Source organism: Pinisolibacter sp. DMC19 (genome assembly GCF_056313985.1).
Window position 1 is genome coordinate 799,493 of the sequence record NZ_JBQUZF010000001.1, and the last position, 13,948, is coordinate 813,440.

A 13,948-nucleotide genomic window follows, 5' to 3' on the forward strand; every position below is an offset into this window, starting at 1 on the left:
AGTCCGATCGAGTCGAAAGGCTCGAACCTCACGCCCCCGCGAGCCGCGCCTCGGCGATGCGTGCCCAGAGGTCCGCACCGATCGGCAGCGCCGCGTCGTTGAAGTCGTAGCGCGGCGAGTGGAGACCGGCGTCGCCCGTGCCACGCCCCTGGCCGACCCAGACATAGGCGCCGGGCTTCTCCTGCAACATGAAGGCGAAGTCCTCCGCCCCCATGCTCGGCTCGATGTCTTCCTCGAGCACCAGCGTCGGCGCCATGCCGCGGATGACGCCCTGGACGAAACGGGCCTCGGTCGCGTCGTTGATGGTCGCGGGATAGCGGCGCTGATAGTCGATCGTCGCTTCGCAGCCCATCGCCTCGGCGATGCCGTGGACGATCGCCTTCAGCCGCGTCTCGATCAGATCGCCGATCTCGGGCGCGAACCAGCGCACCGTGCCGGACATCTTGCAGGCGTCGGGAATGACGTTCCAGGCGTCGCCGCCGTGCACCGTCGTCACCGAAACGACGGCCGACGACATCGGCGAGACGTTGCGCGCGGCGATGGTCTGCAGCGCCGAGCCGATCTGGAACACCGCCGCGACCGGATCCGCCCCCTGATGCGGCATGGCGCCGTGGGCGCCGCGGCCCTTGACCTCGATCTCGAAGATGCCGAAGGCCGCCATCATCGGACCGGTCGTCAGACCCGCCCGCCCGACCGGCAGCGCCGGCCAGTTGTGCATGCCGAAGATCGCCTCGACGGGGAAGCGCTCGAAGAGCCCGTCGGCGATCATCTTCTCGGCGCCGCCCTCGTTCTCCTCGGCGGGCTGGAAGACGAAATGCACCGTGCCGTCGAGCGTCGTGCTCTGCGACAGCGACCGCGCCGCGGCGAGCAGCATGGCGGTGTGGCCGTCGTGGCCGCAGGCATGCATCCGCCCGACGTTCTTCGAGGCATAGGTCAGCCCCGTCGCCTCGTGGATGGCGAGCGCATCCATGTCGGCGCGCAGGCCGATGGCGCGAGACGACGTGCCACGCGAGAGCGTCGCCACCACGCCGGTGCCGCCGATCCCGGTCGCGACCTGCAACCCGAAGGAGGCGAGCCGCTCGGCGACGAAGGCCGAGGTGCGATGCTCCGCGAAGGCCAGTTCCGGCATCTGGTGCAGCTCGCGCCGCCAGGCGACGGCCTCGTCGATCTCTTCGCAGGAAAAGCGGGTGACGGGGGCGTTCACGGGCGATCCTCCTCGGGCGTCGCGTCATCGAGGCGATAGCGGAAGTCGCAACGCTTCGCCCCGCCCATGATGGTCTCGGTGCGGGTCAGCTCCATCTTCGGATTGTAACCGACGCAGAAATCGCCGTCGCGATTGCACGACAGGAGATGGCCGATCTCGCCCAGCCCCATCTCGCGATACATCTCGGCGTAGCGGCAGCGGGTGACGTCGAAGTCGAGCCGGTCGGGGCTCGCGTGGCGCACCTCCAGTTCGAGCGAGCCGCCGGTCGTCCAGTTCGGCAGGATGGCGCCGAAGTCCGACAGGTCGGGATCGCGGCCGAGCGCATCGCGGAAGCGGGCGCCCTGTTCGATCGCCGAGCGCGACACCGCCTCGCCGATCACCGCCTTCGCCTCGTCTTCACCCGATCGCGCCTTCAGCACCGCGTAGACGTGGCCGAGGATCTCGGCCTCGATGCGGCGACGTTCGATGATCGGCAGGTTCATGCACCCTCTCCCGTGCCGGCCGGCGCCGGCTGTTCGTGGACATGGCCGCCGAGATAGGCCTCGACGATGCGCGGATCGCCGGCGAGGTCGGCGGCGGCCCCTTCGAGCGCGATCTTGCCCGATTCCATCACCGCCGCACGATCGGCGATACGCAGGGCAGCCTTCGCATTCTGTTCGACGATCAGGATCGACAGGCCCTCGGCGCGGATCTGCGACACGAGGTCGAAGATGCCCTTGACGAACTTCGGCGCGAGACCGAGCGACGGCTCGTCGAGGAGGAGGAGCGAGGGCTTGGCCATCAGCGCCCGGGCGATGCACAGCATCTGCTGTTCGCCGCCCGAGAGCGAGCCCGCCGTCTGCGCCATGCGCTCGCCGAGCTTGGGGAAGAGCGCCAGCACGCGGTCGAGCTCGGACGTGCCGTGCCGCCCGCCGCCGAGCACGAGATTTTCCCGCACGCTCATCGACGAGAAGATCTGACGGCCCTCCGGCGACTGGAGAAGACCGAGAGCGACGATGTCGTGGCTCTTCAGCTTCGAGATCTCCTCGCCGCGGAAGCGGATCGAACCGGACTTCGGCCGATAGATGCCGGAGATCGCCCGCATCAGCGTCGTCTTGCCGACGCCGTTCGAGCCGAGCACGGCGACGATGCCCTTCTCCGGCACGTCGAGGTCGACGCCGTGCAGGATCTCCTGGATGCCCATGGTGACGGTCAGGCCGCGGATTTCGAGCAGGCTCATTCCTCGACCCCCAGATAGGCTTCGAGCACCGCCGGATCGGCGCGCACCACGTCGGGTTCGGCATCGGCGATCTTGCGCCCCGACGCCAGGACGACGACGCGGGAGCAGATGCTCATGACGAGGTTCATGTCGTGCTCGACCAGCATGACGGCGAGGCCGTCGGCGTTGAGCGAGCGGATGAAGCGGGCGAGTTCCGCCGTCTCGCTGTCGTTGAGGCCGGCGGCGGGTTCGTCGAGGATCAGGAAGTCGGGCTTCATCGCGAGAGCCCGCGCGATCTCGAGATACTTGCGCTTGCCGTAGGAGAGGTTGGCGGCGAGTTCGCCGGCGACTTCCGTCAGCCCGACGCGTTCCAGCGCCTCCCAGGTCGCCTTCGAGATCGCCTCCGAACGGCCGCCGCCGCCCAGGATCGCGCGGCCCGCCGACATCCCCGTCTTGCCGACGGCGCCGACCGAGACGTTGTCGAAGACCGACATGTTGGGGAAGACGCGCAGGTTCTGAAAGGTCCGCGACATGCCGCGCGAGGCGATCACGTAGGGCTTCAGGCCCTGGATCTCCTCGCCCTTGAAGCGGACGACGCCTTCCGACAGCGTGGTGAAGCCCGAGATCAGGTTGAACAGCGTCGTCTTGCCCGCCCCGTTGGGACCGATCAGGCCGACCAGTTCGCCCGCCTCGACCTTCGTGGTGACGGCATCGACCGCGACCAGGCCACCGAAGCGACGGGTGACGTTTTCGATTTCGACCAGCGTCATTTCCAGCCGACCTCCCGTTCACCCGGTGCAGCCGCCCACCGCCGACCCAGCGCCCGACGGGCGAAGGTGAGCGCGGGGACCTCGCCGAAGAGACCCTTCGGCAGGAAGAGGATGGAGACGAACATCACGAGGCCGACCATCACGTTGCGCAGATCACCGAGCGAGCGCAGCACCTCCGGCAGGAGGATGAGCAGCACCGCGCCGACGATCGCTCCGGGCAGCGAGCCGAGACCGCCGACGACGACCATCGCCAGGATCAGGATCGAGTTGGAGAAGTTGAAGTCGCCGGGCGAGACGTAGCCGGTGGTGTAGGCCCACAGCGCACCGGCGAGACCGGCGAAGAAGGCCGACAGCGTGAAGACCTCGATCTTCAGCCGCACCGTGTCGATGCCCATGGCGTCGGCGCACTGGTCGTCCTCGCGCAGGGCTCGCAGAGCGTTGCCCCAGTAGGAGTGGGTGAGGCGATGCAGCGCCCAGATCGACAGGCCGACCACCACCGCGACCACGAAGTAGACCGCGAGGCCACCCTTCACCGACCAGCCGAAGAGCTTGATGCCGGAGAACAGCATCACCCCGTTCGGGCCCTTGGTGACCGCAACCCAGTTGAGCAGCACCGTGTTGATCATCTGCCCGATGGCGAGCGTCGCCACCGCGAAATAGATCGACACCAGCCGCATCGTCGGCAGCGCCACCACGAAGGCGAGGAGGCCCGCGACGAGGCCGGCGGCCGGCAGGCCCCAGAGGAAGCCGAGCTTCAGCTCCGAGCCCATCAGCGCGGCGACATAGGCGCCGATACCGTAGAAGGCGGCATGGCCGAGGTGGAGCAGTCCGCCGACACCGGTCACCAGATGCAGCGACGCGGCGAGCAGCGCGAAGATCAGCACCAGATTGGCGACCTGGAAGAAGTAGCCCTTGCCGAAGAAGGCGAGGGTCGCGGGCGCGACGGCGAAGACGAGGAGGACGAGCGCGAGCGGCACGAGAGCCGAGCGCGACATCTTTTTCGAGATCTCAGACACGTTCCCTCCCCGCTCCGAAGAGCCCCTGCGGGAAGAAGATCAGGGTGACGACGAGGAAGCCGTAGGCGACCATGTCGGCCCAGTTCGACGAGACGAAGGTGGTGGCGATGCCTTCGGAGAGACCCAGCAGCAGCGCGCAGATCACCGCGCCGGGGATCGACGACAGCCCGCCCATCACCATGGCGACGAAGGCCTTGATGCCGGGCACGAAGCCCATCGCCGGGAAGATCGCCCCGTAGTAGAGCCCGACCAGGATGCCGGCCGCCGCGCCCATCGCCGAGCCGATGGCGAAGGTGAAGAGGATGGTGCGGTCGGTGTCGATGCCGACGTATTTGGCGCCGAGCGGATTGGCCGAGACGGCGCGGATGGCGAGACCGGCCCGCGTCCGCGTCAGGAGATACTGCAGCGAGCCGAGCATCACCGCGGCGACGGCGAGGATGATCAGGTCGCCGGTGACGATGGTGACCGGTCCGAGCGCGATCGGCTTGTTGATCAGCGCCGCGAAGGGCAGCGTCTGCATCTGCGAGCCGAAGGCGATCTCGAGACCCTCACGGGCGACGATCGACACCGCCAGCGACGACATCAGCGTCGATTCCCGCATCGCCCGCGACTTCAGCGACGCCTCGTCGGAGAAGCGGCGGAACGGCTTGAAGGCGATGCGTTCGAGCCCGAAGCCGAGCGCCGCACCGACCGCCATGACGATCAGCAGCACCACGACCAGTGGCGGCGCGAAGGCGGTGACGACGATCAGGCCGACGAAGGCGCCGATCGTGTAGACCTCGCCATGGGCGAAGTTCACGACGTTGAGCACGCCGAAGATCAGCGTGAAGCCGATCGCCATCAGGGCGTAGATCACCCCCTGTGACAGGCCGATGGCCAATTGCTGCAGGTAATAGGGATCGATCACGCTGGAGCCCCTCGCGTCGTGTCGATGAACGGTCGCCGGTCGCCCGGCATGCGTAGACGTCTCGTCCGAGCGGCGATGCGTCGATGATCGCCGCCCCATCGTCCCCTCCCCCCGTGAGGGGGAGGGACAGGGAGGGGGGCAGCGGCGTGCCCTCACACTCCGAGATCGAGGGGAAGCCCTCCCCCCCTCTCTGTCTCTCCCCCTCGAGGGAGGAGAGGACCGGATGCGAGGGCGTCACGACAACGCCGGTCGCCCGAGAGGCGAGACCGAAGTCTCCCCTCCCCGCTCGATCACTCCTCGACCGGCGTGAAGACGCCGCCGACGACGCGCACCTTGGAGAGCGACTTCACCGGCTCGCGGTCCGGGCCGAAGGTCGTCTTGCCGGTCACGCCGGGGAAGTCCTTGGTGGCGGCGAGCGCGTCGCGCACCGAGGCGCGGGTGGTCTTCGGATAGGTCTTCACCACCGCCTCGAGCATGATGTTGACGGCGTCGAAGGCCTGCGCCGGAAACTGACCCGGCTCGGCACCGCGCGCCTTCACCCAGGCCTCGACGAAGCTCTTCACTTCCGGCCTGGGGCTGTTGGGCAGGAAGTTGGTGGTGAGCGACAGACCATCGGCATCGGCGCCGGCGAGCTCGATGATCTTCTGGTTGTGCGCCGCCGACGTCGACCAGATCGGCACGTTGAGGCCGACCTGCTTCGCCTGCTTCAGGAAGTTGGCACCGTCCTCGTAGAAGAAGCCGGTGTAGATCGCATCGGGCTTCTCGCGCTGGATCTTGGTGAGCAGCGAACGGAAGTCCGGCAGACCGCGGTTGAAGTACTCCGTCAGGACGACGGTGCCGCCCTTGGCGGTCAGTTCGTCGTTGAAGTACTTGGTGACGGACTGACCCCAGTCGGTCTGCTCGGCGACCACCGCGACCTTCTTGATGCCCTTGGAGAGCATCCAGTCGGCATTGAACGGCCCCTCACCGGCTTGCGTCGTGATGTTGCGGAACTGCCATTCCGAGATCTTGGCGTAGTCCGGGTGCGAGGCGGTCTGGGAGAGCTGCGGCATGCCGGCCTCCTTGTAGACCTGCGCCGCCGCCATCGACACGCCCGAGGTGAAGTCGCCGAGCACGCCGACGATCTTCTCGTCGTCGACGAACTTGCGGGCGATCGCCACGCCTTCCTTGGCGTCCGAGCGGCTGTCTTCGAAGACGATCTCGACCTTGACCGGCAGACGGCCGGAGGCGTTGAAGCGCTCGAGCGCGATCTCGGCGGCGGTCTTGAAGTCCTGGCCGTACTGCGCCGTGTTGCCGGTCAGCGGCAGCTGGTAGCCGAGACGGATGGCGTCGGCGGCAAAGGCCGGCGCGGCGGCGAAGGGGGCGATCAGCGCGAAGCCGACGATGGTCCTGCGGGTGAACGTCATGCTCTCTCTCCACTCGAGGGCCCGGGGGCCGATGGGGTGCCTATTTCCGAAACTGCGGGGCCACGCCTCAGGCGGCGGTGCCGGGTTCGACCACCAGACGGCAGCAACCTTCCTCTCCCGGCTTCCAGGTCTCGCCCTTGAAGACGAAGCCGGCCGCCTTGAAGAGGCCGCCGTCGATGGCGCCGCCGGCCTTGCACAGGAGTTCGAGATCTTCCTCCGAAAGCCCCATCGCCTGCCAGGCCTCCTTCAGCGGGCAGCGGTGGAACTTGATCTCGAGACGCTCGTCGTCGCACTGGCGGATCTCCGGGGCGAAGATCTCGTCGACCGCCGGGATGCCGCCGATGAAGCGATCCTTGAGACCGACCAGATTGGCCGGGCCGAGATCGGCGAACTTGGCACCCATGGTCACGCCCATGCGGCGGGTCGCCTCGCCGACCAGCTCGACCGCCTTGTCGGTGCCGAAGGCATCGCGCAGCACGTCGAACATGTTGGCATAGGCCGCGGCGCGCATGGTGAAGGCACCCTGGAGCCACTCGATCGGCACCATGCGGCCGGAGGGGGATGTGTCGGTCATGATCGGCGATCCTCGTCGATGGTTCGTGAACGGTGGACGCGTCGCCTCAGGCGGCCTTGGCCGCGCCGGGCGAGATCTTCAGGAAGCAGCGGTCGCCGCATCCGGGATGCCAGTTCTCCGCCTCGAAGCCGAAACCGGCGGCCTCGAACACGCCACGATCGACCATCGATCCGGCCTTGCAGAGCAGTTCGACGTCTTCCTCCGAACGGCCCATCGCCTGCCACGCCTCGCGCAGGGGGCAGCGATGGAACTGGATCACCAGACGCTCGTCGTCCAACTGGACGATCTCGGGAGCGAACATCTCCTCGACCGCCGGAACGTCGCCGAGGAAGCGGTCCTTGAGTTCGGCGAGATTGCCCGGCGCGAGATCCGAGTAACGGACACCGGCGATCGCACCCATCCGGCGGGTCGCCTCGCCGAGCACCTCGACGGCACGCTCGACGCCGTCGCTCTCGCGGATGACGTCGAAGACCTGGGCATAGGCCATGGCGCGGGCGTTGAAGGCGGCGCGAAGGGTCTCGATCGGAACCATCGTCGAGGACCGGCTGACTTCGGACATCGTTCTCTTCCTCTCTGACATCACGCCGGCTCGCGGCCGTCTTTCCAGCGGTAGTGAGCGAGCAGGCTCGGAGCCACCAGGGTGGCGAGCTTGTGGAATGCGTAGGGCCGCACCTCGGTCAGCGGCACGGGAAGGTCCTTCTCCGGCCTGCCGTCGAGCGCGTCCGCGAAGACCGGGCCGAGGGCGGAGGCGAGCGCCACGCCGCGGCCGTTGCAGGCCTCCCATGTCCATAGACCGTCGGCCAGCCGGTGAAACCGCGGCATGCGGTCGTGCGTCATGCCGATCCGGCCGTTCCAGACGAAGTCGAAGGACGGCACGCCCATCTGCGGGAAGATGCCGGCGAGGCGCTTGCCGATCAGCGCCTTCAGCCGCCGCGCGCCGTCGAAGGGCACGATCATCGCGCCGCCCGAGACGAGCCGGCCGCGCGCGTCCCAGCGGAAGAAGCGCAGGTCGCCGTGGGTGTCGGAAAGCGCCTGGAGCCCCGGCAGGACCGTGGCGCGGACGGCTTCGGACTGCGGCGCCGTCGCCATCTGCCAGGAGAGCACCGGGATCAGCGAATGGGCGATCTTCGGGGCGAGCGAGGGGGCGAACCAGTCGGTGTAGCCGTTGGAGGCGAGCATCACCCGGTCGGCGACGATCGCGCCGCCCGCCGTGTTCAGCCGCCAGCCGTCGCCGGCTTTCTCGAGACCGGTCACCGCCGTGCCCTCGAAGATCCGGGCACCGGCGGCTTCCGCCGCCTTCGCCAGACCACGGACATAGGCGAGCGGATTGAGATGGCCGCCGGAGGCATTGAGCATGCCGCCGTACCATTCCTTCGAGCCGACCAGCACCGCCGTCTCGGCCGCATCGAGCAGACGGACAGGCGCGCCACGCCGTCCCCAGGCCTCGACGCGGGCGGCCGACAGCTTCACCCGGCCCGGCGAATGGGCCGGCTGGAACCAGCCGTTCTGCACCGCCTCGCAGTCGATGCCGTGGCGGCGGATCAGATCGAAGACGTGAGTAGCGCTGTCGCTGACGAGCTGGGCGAAGCGTTCGCCCGTCTCGCCGAAGCGCACCGCCATGACGTCGGGTTCGGCGCCCGTCATGGTCGGGATGACCTGACCGTTGTTGCGCCCCGAGGCGCCCCAGCCGACCGAAGCCGCCTCGGCGAGGACGACGGAGCGTCCGCGCGAGGCGAGTTCGAGGGCGGTGGACAGGCCGGTGATGCCGCCACCGACGATCGCGACGTCGGCCCGCACGTCGCCCGCGAGTGCCGGCGCCGGGGAGCGGTCCGGGGTCACGGCGGACCAGAGCGAGGGCGGGAAGGGCTGGGCGTGAACGGGCATGACCGGCTTGTCCTGGAGAGGCGTCGTCAGGCGGCGACGGGATCCATGTCGAGGTGGCCGTCGAAGAAATCGGCTGCGGCGCGGGCATGGAGTTTGGTGGAATCGAATACCGGCAGATCGGTATCGGCGGAACTGATGAGAAGTCCAATTTCGGTACAACCGAAGATCACGCTGTCGGCACCGCGCGCCTTGGCTGCCTCGATGATGGTGATGTAACTACGGCGGGAGGTTTCCTTGACCACGCCACGACAGAGCTCGTCGAAGATCACATCGTGGACGACGGCGCGATCCTGCTCTTCCGGGACCATGACGTCGAGATCGAACTTTCGCCGCAGACGATCTTTCCAGAAATTCTGTTCCATGGTGTAGCGGGTCGCCAGAAGCAGCGGCGCCTTCACCCCGCTTGCCGCCAGGTCACGCCCGACCACGTCGACGATGTGGATCAGCGGCACGCCGGCCGAGCGCTCGACGCCGTCGGCGACGAGATGCATCGTGTTGGTGCAGATGAGGAGACAGCCGGCGCCGGCACCGGCGAGACCACGACCGGCCTCGGCGAGGCGCGCCTCGGCGCCGACCCAGTCGCCGGCCTTCTGCAGGGCGACAATCTCGTCGAAGTTGACGGAGCGCAGGAGAATGTCGGCGGACACGAGGCCGCCGTGGCGGTCGCGCACCATCTCGTTGATTTCACGATAGTAGGTCGCGGTGCTTTCCCAGCTCATACCGCCGATCAGACCGATGATGCGAGACACTTTCCTGCTCCGTCTTGGGTTCGACGCAAAAACGGTAGCGCAGGAGCGATGCGGAGAATGCGCGTCGTTTGCACAAACAACCGGCATCGACGCAAACTTGTTGCACGATATCGAAAACATGCGACACTGATTTGCACATAACTCGCCATGCACACAAATGGAGCGCGCCGTGCTCGACATTCGCGACAGGAGAATTCTCGAGGAGCTTCAGGAGGACGCCACCGTCGCCGTGGCCGATCTCGCCGACACGGTCGGCCTCTCGGTCTCGGCCTGCTGGCGCCGCATCAAGGCGCTCGAGGACCACGGGCTGATCTCGCGCCGCGTCGCGCTGATCGACCGTCGCCGCGCCAACGTCGGCACCACCGTCTTCGTCGGCGTGCGCACCTCGCGCCACTCGATCGAATGGCTGGAGGCCTTCCGCAAGGCGATCTCCGACATTCCCGAGATCGTCGAGGCCTACCGCCTGACCGGCGAGATGGACTATCTGCTGCGCCTCGTCGTCCCCTCGGTCGAGATCTACGACGCGGTCTACAAGCAGCTGATCACCCGCCTCGACTTCACCGACATCACCTCCTTCATCGCCATGGAGGAGATGAAGTTCACCACCGCCGTGCCGCTGCGCTACGCGTGAGCGACCGGACGCCGCCGCCGAGGGGGATTGCTCCGGCGCCGCGGGATGATAAGCCCATGTCGCGGATGGCCGTGGGCGACGACCCGGGAGGACGAGCGTGATGGATTTCGGGTGGATCGCGACGCGGTGGAAGCCGCTCGCCGGCGGCATCGGGGCGATCGCCTTCGTCGTGATGGCGGCGATGATGGTGATCCGGCCGGACGCCGAATGGGCGCAGGTCTTCGTCCTCGCCTCGCGCCAGCTCGTCCGCGGCGAGGATTTCTACCACGTCGGCACGCTCTACCTCTATCCGCCCTTCGGGACGATCCTCGGCCTGCCCTTCGTGCCGCTGCCGGAATGGGCGACGCGCCTCGCCTTCTACACCGTCAACGTCGCGGCGATCGGCGTCGTCGCCCTCGTCTCCTGGCGGCTCGCCGGCGAGACCACCCTCGGCGATCCGACGCCCGACAATCGCGCCGCCTGGACGATCGCCGCCCTCGGCGTCATCGCGGCCGCCCCCTACGCCTGGAACACCGTGCTGCACCAACAGGCCGATCTCCTGATCGATGCCTTCGTCGCCGCCGGCATGCTCGCCCACTGGCGCGGCCGCTCGCTCCTCGCCGGCGTGCTGATCGGGCTCGGCGCCTCGATCAAGGGGCCGCCGCTGCTCTTCCTCGTCTATTTCCTGTGGCGCCGTGACGCCCGCGCGACGATGGCGCTGCTCGTGACCGTCGCCGTCGCCGCGCTGCTGCCCGATCTCGTTCACCCGGCGCCGGAAGGCACCTGGCTCGTCACTTGGCTGAAGCGCTACATCCTGCCCGCAGCCGACGTGAACGCCACGCTCGGCGCCTGGGCGACCACCGCCACCCACAACATCTACAACCAGTCGCTCGGCGGCACGATCCAGCGGCTGGTCAACACCCGCTTCTCGGTCGCCGGCGGCGAGGCCGTCGTCTCCGCCGCCGCAGCGATGGTCGAGGCCCGGCCGTTGAAGCTCGCGACCTACGCGGTGATGGGCGCCATGGGTGTGGCGACCTTCGTCGTCTCCTGGATCGCCGCGCGCAACCGCCGCGCGGCGGGCGCCGGCGAGGCCGCCGAGCGCGAGGCACGGGCCGCCGAACTGGCGATCGTGCCGCTCTTGATGCTCGCCTTCTCGCTGATGTCGGGCCTCGCCCATTTCCCGATCGTCGCCCCCGCCGCGGTCCTTCTCGCCCACCGGGCGGTGCGTGCCGGCGACCGGATCTCGGCCGCGGCCCTCGCCGTTGCGGTGGTCGTGGCAATCGCCGTCAACAAGGACCTCGTCGGCCGCGTGCTCTACGACTTCGCCCTCTGGTCGGGCATCGCCACGGCGGCGCTGGTCGCCCTCTGGCTCGGCGCGTTGGCGGCGCTCCTGCGTCCACGCGCCGCCGCGTGAGCCGATCGGCCCGCTCGATTGGCAGGCCCGACGCCATGCTGTAACCATCGCCGCGGGGCCGCCCGCGCGGCGATCGATCGGACGACGGAAACGACATGCTGCAGCGGCTCAGGATCAGGCTGTCGCGCTGGCTTCGCCGCCACGTCGGCGCGATGCGCCACGACCATCTCGGCATCACCCGCGAGGGCTGCCCGGAGGCCTTCGCCAAGCCGCTGCGCGTCGCACTCCTCGGCACCTGCATGACCGACAAGCTCTCCCGCGCCTTCGAGGCGGCGGGCGACACCGTTGAGAGCCATCTCTATTCGAGCCACCCGGCCGCCGGATTTCCCGATCTCGACTGGGCGAGCTTCGACGCGGTCGTCGTCACCCCCAATCTGCGCGGCCTCTTCGGCGACGACCTCGCCCATGCCCGCATCGCCGACGACGCCGCCTTCGACGCCTTCGTCGCCGCCCACCGTGCCGGGGTCGAGCGCATCGTCGCCGACATCTCGGCCGTCGTCGCCGGCCGCGCGCCGGTCTTCGTCGTCGGCTTCATCGAACCGCCGAGCACCTATCAGGGCCTGCTGCTGAACGGCCGCCGCCGCTCGCTCCACCGCGCCGTCACGCTGCTGAACGACGCCATGGCCGACGCGCTCGAGGCCGATCCGACCTGTCACTACCTCGAGCTCAACGACGTCCTGCACCATCTCGGCGACCGCGACCTGAGCGACGGCTGGACCAACCACTTCACCCACGGCGGCATCAAGGGCCGGCTGTCGGACGAGTTCCACACCGCACTCGTCGTCCGCCTCCACCGCGCCCTCGTGGTGCTCGCGCAGCCCCGGCCGATCAAGCTGATCGTCACCGACCTCGACAACACGCTGTGGAAGGGCGTCCTCGCCGAGTTCGACGAGATCGTGCCGCACGAACACGTCGAGGGCTGGCCGCTCGGCTATGCCGAGGCACTGCTCGAGTTCAAGCGCCGCGGCGGCCTTCTGGCGATCGCCTCCAAGAACGACCACGACGAGACTGTCGCCCGCTTCGCCAGGGTCTGGGGCGATCGCCTGAGGATCGACGACTTCTGCGCCCTCGAGATCAACTGGGGCCCGAAGTCGGAGAGCATCCGCCGCATCTTGGCTGCGACCAACCTCTTGCCCGGCAACGTCCTCTTCGTCGACGACAATCCGCGCGAGATCGACGAGGTGACGCGCGCGCTGCCCGAGATCCGGACGCTCAGCGGCGACGAGAGCCTGTGGCGCGCCCACATTCTCCATTCGCCGCACACCCAGGTCGCCGCGGTGACGGCCGAATCGACCGCCCGCACGGCGCTGATCGCCGCCAAGCAGAAGCGCGACGAGGCCGCCGCCGGCCAGTCGCGCGAGGACTGGCTGCGCGATCTCGCCGTCGCCGTCGCGATCCGCCCGATCGCGGCCAAGAGCGATCCCGACTTCGCCCGCGCCTTCGAGCTGCTGAACAAGACCAACCAGTTCAACACCACCGGCAGGCGCTGGTCGGACGCCGAGATCGGCGCCTTCTTCGCCGCCGGCGGCACGCTCGTCGGCCTGCGCGCCTCCGACCGATTCGGCGACAACGGCCTCGTCTCCGTCGCCGTGCTGCGCGACCGGGTGCTGGAGCAGATGGTGCTCTCCTGCCGCGTCTTCGGCCTCGGCATCGAGACCGCCTTCCTCGCCCGTCTCGAGGAGACCCATGGCGTCGAAGCGGCCCTGCTGGTCGACACCGGCCGCAACAAGACCTGCGCCGCCTTCCCCGCCGACCACGGCATGGTCGAGGCCGACGGCCGCTGGCGCGTCGCGACGCCGACCCGCGTGCCGGACTGGATCGCGCTCCGCGCCGGTTGACGTGACGTGACCGTGACGGGCCGCCCGCGGCAGCGGCGAGACGCCCTTCGTCGACCTCCGACGACGCGACCGAGCGGCCGAAACCATTTCGTCGACGCATCCGATGCGTGCGATCGTCGCAGCTTTGCGACAGGATCGTCCATGTAATTAGCCAAATCGACTCGTTGCGACCGCTCGCGCAAGAGGTACCATTTCACTGCCCTTGCAAGGCGTCTCGCCCTGCAGGTGTCAATGGTCGGCCAAGCAATAAAACAACCCGGCCGACCCGTGACAGTCGTCCATTGGATGAACCGGCGGAGGAACAGCGCGAATGCCCGAGATTCTTTTCTGAAGGACGTCCGAACGCTCGACAGCACACTTCGACGAAAGACGAATGCC

Annotated in this window: 14 protein-coding genes; 3 read left to right on the top strand and 11 right to left on the bottom strand. The window is 68.3% G+C overall.

What is annotated here, in order from left to right:
• Nucleotides 1-28: 28 nt before the first annotated feature.
• From ACT53U_RS03625 to ACT53U_RS03675, 11 genes are all read right to left on the bottom strand, one after another.
• The gene (locus ACT53U_RS03625; protein ID WP_476152796.1) at nucleotides 29-1,204 is read right to left on the bottom strand and encodes a M20 aminoacylase family protein; all 1,176 of its coding nucleotides are present in this window, start codon (nucleotides 1,202-1,204) and stop codon (nucleotides 29-31) included.
• Complete coding sequence (locus ACT53U_RS03630; RefSeq protein ID WP_476152798.1) at nucleotides 1,201-1,686, bottom strand: L-2-amino-thiazoline-4-carboxylic acid hydrolase; 486 nt, start codon at nucleotides 1,684-1,686, stop codon at nucleotides 1,201-1,203. Before ACT53U_RS03630 ends, ACT53U_RS03625 begins: the two co-directional genes overlap by 4 nt.
• Entirely contained in the window at nucleotides 1,683-2,417 is a 735-nt protein-coding gene (locus ACT53U_RS03635) for an ABC transporter ATP-binding protein (RefSeq protein WP_476153057.1), read from the bottom strand. The genes ACT53U_RS03630 and ACT53U_RS03635 overlap by 4 nt, the downstream gene beginning before the upstream one ends.
• A 2-nt stretch (nucleotides 2,418-2,419) precedes the next feature.
• On the bottom strand, nucleotides 2,420-3,172 hold the full coding sequence (locus ACT53U_RS03640) for an ABC transporter ATP-binding protein (RefSeq protein ID WP_476152800.1): 753 nt from the start codon (nucleotides 3,170-3,172) through the stop codon (nucleotides 2,420-2,422).
• A complete protein-coding gene (locus tag ACT53U_RS03645; protein WP_476152802.1) occupies nucleotides 3,169-4,167 on the bottom strand; it encodes a branched-chain amino acid ABC transporter permease in 999 nt (332 codons plus the stop codon). The genes ACT53U_RS03640 and ACT53U_RS03645 overlap by 4 nt, the downstream gene beginning before the upstream one ends.
• 13 nt (nucleotides 4,168-4,180) lie before the next feature.
• Nucleotides 4,181-5,095, bottom strand: coding sequence for a branched-chain amino acid ABC transporter permease (locus ACT53U_RS03650; protein ID WP_476152804.1), 915 nt, complete (start codon nucleotides 5,093-5,095; stop codon nucleotides 4,181-4,183).
• Nucleotides 5,096-5,385: 290 nt separating this feature from the next.
• Nucleotides 5,386-6,501 carry an ABC transporter substrate-binding protein gene (locus ACT53U_RS03655; RefSeq protein ID WP_476152806.1) on the bottom strand — a complete coding sequence of 372 codons (1,116 nt, stop codon included), beginning with the start codon at nucleotides 6,499-6,501 and terminating at the stop codon, nucleotides 5,386-5,388.
• 67 nt (nucleotides 6,502-6,568) lie between these two features.
• A complete protein-coding gene (locus tag ACT53U_RS03660; RefSeq protein ID WP_476152808.1) occupies nucleotides 6,569-7,075 on the bottom strand; it encodes an L-2-amino-thiazoline-4-carboxylic acid hydrolase in 507 nt (168 codons plus the stop codon).
• A 46-nt stretch (nucleotides 7,076-7,121) separates the two neighbouring features.
• The gene (locus ACT53U_RS03665; RefSeq protein ID WP_476152809.1) at nucleotides 7,122-7,634 is read right to left on the bottom strand and encodes an L-2-amino-thiazoline-4-carboxylic acid hydrolase; all 513 of its coding nucleotides are present in this window, start codon (nucleotides 7,632-7,634) and stop codon (nucleotides 7,122-7,124) included.
• A 20-nt stretch (nucleotides 7,635-7,654) separates the two neighbouring features.
• Complete coding sequence (locus tag ACT53U_RS03670; protein WP_476152811.1) at nucleotides 7,655-8,959, bottom strand: NAD(P)/FAD-dependent oxidoreductase; 1,305 nt, start codon at nucleotides 8,957-8,959, stop codon at nucleotides 7,655-7,657.
• 26 nt (nucleotides 8,960-8,985) lie between these two features.
• Entirely contained in the window at nucleotides 8,986-9,828 is an 843-nt protein-coding gene (locus ACT53U_RS03675) for an aspartate/glutamate racemase family protein (protein ID WP_476152813.1), read from the bottom strand.
• A gap of 49 nt (nucleotides 9,829-9,877) precedes the next feature.
• Here ACT53U_RS03675 and ACT53U_RS03680 point away from each other — a divergent pair, with 49 nt between their 5' ends.
• The 3 genes from ACT53U_RS03680 (at nucleotide 9,878) to ACT53U_RS03690 (ending at nucleotide 13,570) form a co-directional block, all read left to right on the top strand.
• Entirely contained in the window at nucleotides 9,878-10,339 is a 462-nt protein-coding gene (locus ACT53U_RS03680) for an Lrp/AsnC family transcriptional regulator (protein WP_476137890.1), read from the top strand.
• Between the two features lie 100 nt (nucleotides 10,340-10,439).
• The gene (locus ACT53U_RS03685; RefSeq protein WP_476152815.1) at nucleotides 10,440-11,732 is read left to right on the top strand and encodes a glycosyltransferase family 87 protein; all 1,293 of its coding nucleotides are present in this window, start codon (nucleotides 10,440-10,442) and stop codon (nucleotides 11,730-11,732) included.
• Nucleotides 11,733-11,827: 95 nt separating this feature from the next.
• On the top strand, nucleotides 11,828-13,570 hold the full coding sequence (locus ACT53U_RS03690; protein ID WP_476152817.1) for an HAD-IIIC family phosphatase: 1,743 nt from the start codon (nucleotides 11,828-11,830) through the stop codon (nucleotides 13,568-13,570).
• Nucleotides 13,571-13,948 lie beyond the last annotated feature (378 nt).